2 protein-coding genes are annotated in these 2,814 nt (G+C 63.8%); both read left to right on the top strand.

Translation table 11 applies throughout. The features are described from left to right. Positions 1-519, top strand: a 519-nt coding sequence (locus DBR24_RS00555) for an autotransporter domain-containing protein (protein WP_128613561.1), incomplete at its 5' end; no start/stop codon positions are given. Positions 520-743: 224 nt separating this feature from the next. Continuing rightward, positions 744-2,814: autotransporter serine protease (locus tag DBR24_RS00550; RefSeq protein WP_128613560.1), on the top strand; the 2,071-nt coding region annotated here is incomplete at its 3' end.

Raw genomic sequence — 2,814 nt, 5'->3', positions numbered from 1 at the left:
TACGGCAACGTCAGCGGCAAACAGAAGGCCAAGGTCGATGCGAGCACCACGCAAGTATTCGGTGAAGCGGCGTATCGACTGCACCTGCAACCATTGTCACTGGAGCCGTTCGCCAACCTCGCGTATGTGCACCTGGACACCGAAGGCTTCAGGGAAAAGGGCAATGCGGCGGCACTGAAAAGCACCGGCGACCAGCGTGATGCGGTACTGAGCACCCTCGGTGTGCGCGTGCTGAAGACCTTCAACCTGTCGGCGCAGCAATCGCTGGACGTCAGCGGCCACCTCGGCTGGCAGCACAGCCTGAGCGCTATCGACTCCGGGCAGCACCTGCGTTTTGCCAGCGGCGGCACGCCGTATTCGGTGGAGAGCTCGGCACTGCTGCGCGATGCCGCATTGGTGGGCGTGCAGGCCGGCCTGGCGTTGAGCAAGGACGTGCGGGTGAACCTCGATTACACCGGACAACTGGCCAGCCGCGAAAAGAGTCATGGCGTTGGCTTGAGTTTGAACTGGCAGTTCTGACCGAGGGGAGGGACGCCAATCCCTGCAGGAGCTGCCGCAGGCTGCGCAAACACAGACCTGTGGCGAGGGGATTTATCCCCGTTCGGCTGCGCAGCAGTCGCAGACCCATACGACTCGGTTTGCCTCAAAGGTTGCAGGGGGCCGCTTAAATCCCCTCGCCACAAGGCAGCGCATGCATTCGAGATAAACGGATTTTTCGCAACATCACTAAGGAAGGTCGCTGGATGAATAACAACAATACCCCCGCGCAAACGGGTGGCCGCTTTGCCCTGAAAACCCTCACGTGCGCCGTGTTGTGCGCACTGACCAGTTGGGGCACCGCGCACGCGGCGCCCTACGTGGAAAACGGTCGCAAGGGTGATCCCTCTAGTTGGCGCAGCGCCGAATTCCAGGCCGACTGGGGCCTGGGTGCGATCGGTGCCGATTACGCCTATGCCGCCGGCTATACCGGCAAAGGCGTGAAGCTGGGCATTTTCGACCAGCCGGTGTACGCCGCGCATCCGGAGTTCTCCGGCAGCAACAAGGTGATCACCCTGGTCACGCGCGGGATCCGCGAATACACCGACCCGTACATTCCGGTGAAGGCGGGTGATGCGTTCCTGTACGACGGCTCGCCCTCGGTCGGCTCCGACGGCAAGCTCGGTGCCCACGGCACCCACGTCGGGGGTATCGCCGCTGGCAGTCGTGACGGCGGGCCGATGCACGGCGTAGCATTCGGCGCACAGATCATCAGCGCCGACAACGGCGATCCCGGCCCGGAAGACGGTATCGTCCGCGGTAACGACGGCGCGGTGTACAAGGCCGGTTGGGATGCGCTGATCGCCAGCGGCGCACGGATCATCAACAATAGCTGGGGCATCGGCATCACCGACCGTTTCGACCTCGGTGGCCGCGATCCGGCGTACCCGCACTTCACCGTCAACGACGCGCAATTGCAGTTCAACGAAATCCGCACACTGCTCGGCACCAAACCCGGCGGCGCCTACGACGGTGCAATCGCGGCGGCCCGCAGCGGTATCGTGACGATCTTCGCCGCCGGTAACGACTACAACCTCAACAACCCGGACGCCATCGCCGGCCTCGGCTATTTCGTCCCGGACATCGCGCCCAACTGGATCACCGTCGCTGCGTTGCAGAAGAACCCGGACCTGGCCAGCGCCAACCCGTACATCATGAGCACGTTCTCTTCGCGTTGCGGCTACACCGCGAGTTTCTGCGTCTCGGCGCCAGGCACGAAAATCTACAGCGCGATCATCGAAGGCACCAACGCCGACAACCTGACCACCGGTTACAAAAATTACAATGGCACCTCGATGGCCGCGCCACACGTGGCCGGCTCGATGGCGGTGCTGATGGAGCGCTTCCCGTACATGTCCGGCGACCAGGTCGCCACGGTGCTGCGCACCACCGCCACCGACCTCGGCGCACCGGGCATCGACGCCCTGTACGGCTGGGGCATGATCAACTTGCGCAAGGGCATCGACGGCCCGGCGATGTTCGTCACCGAGCAGGACATCCCCGAAGAGTTCCGCATTCAGGGGGCTTACGGCTCGGGTCAGTTCGTCGCTGATTTGCCGGGTATCGGCGCGATCATCGACAAGGGCAAGCCCACCGAGCGTGTCTGCACCGACATCACCTGCGGCCTCGACACCTGGCGCAACGATATTTCCGGTCATGGCGGTTTGACCAAGCAGGGCCTGGGCACTCTGGTGTTGACCGGCAACAACACCTACAGCGGCCCGACCCTGGTCAACCAGGGACGACTGGCGATCAACGGTTCGCTGCAATCGGCGGTGACCGTGAATGACGGCGGCGTCCTCGGCGGTAACGGCCATATTGGCGCGCTGTCGGTGAAAAGCGGCGGTACCGTGGCCCCCGGCAACTCCATCGGCACCTTGAACGTGGCCGGCGACGTGACCTTCGCCCCGGGCTCGACCTATGCCGTTGAACTGTCGCCGACCAGCAGCGACCAGATCATCGCCACTGGCAAAGCGGTGATTGAAGGCGCGACGGTGAGCATGTCCCTGGAAAACAGCCCGACCTTGCTGACCACCAGCGAAGTGCAAAGCCTGCTCGGCACCCGCTACAACATCCTGCAAGCAGCGGGCGGCATCGAAGGCCGCTTCGGTCAGGTATTGCCGGATTACGCGTTCCTCGGTGGCATTCTCGATTACTCGGCGGGCGGTATCCAACTGGCGGTCGGGCGCAACGAAGCCTCCTTCGCCAGCGTCGGCCTGACGCCGAACCAGCGTGCGGTCGGTGCTGCTGCCGAACGGCTGGGCGCGGGCAATGCGC

This window comes from Pseudomonas sp. HMWF006 (assembly GCF_003061205.1).
GTDB classification, from domain to species: Bacteria; Pseudomonadota; Gammaproteobacteria; order Pseudomonadales; family Pseudomonadaceae; genus Aquipseudomonas; species Aquipseudomonas monsensis.
The sequence above is the reverse complement of the archived record's forward strand: the minus strand, read 5'-3'. Positions and strand labels throughout refer to the sequence as shown.